General features: G+C 58.0%; 1 protein-coding gene. It reads left to right on the top strand.

What is annotated here, in order from left to right:
- Positions 1–66: 66 nt before the first annotated feature.
- Positions 67–255: hypothetical protein (locus PZA18_RS25875; protein ID WP_284103523.1), on the top strand; the 189-nt coding region annotated here is incomplete at its 3' end.

The following is a 255-nucleotide window of genomic DNA, read 5'->3' on the forward strand; positions in this document are numbered from 1 at the left end:
ATAAAAGTCGCTTCAAACTCAAGCAGGAAGCGGCTTCTGGTGGGTGGGGCATGGTAAAATCCGGTCATGGATATCGCTGCCGAACTCGCCCGTTTCAACCCCGATCCCGCCTTGGCGGAATGGGTGACGGCGCAGCTGGCAGAGCAGGCGAACGTCGCGCAGCAAGCCCAACACCATCTGCTGCAAGCCAAAGACCGGGAACTCCACCTCAAAGATCAGGAACTGCGCAACAAAGACCTGAAGATCCAGGCGCTG

This window comes from Parachitinimonas caeni (assembly GCF_030129945.1).
GTDB classification, from domain to species: Bacteria; Pseudomonadota; Gammaproteobacteria; order Burkholderiales; family Chitinimonadaceae; genus Parachitinimonas; species Parachitinimonas caeni.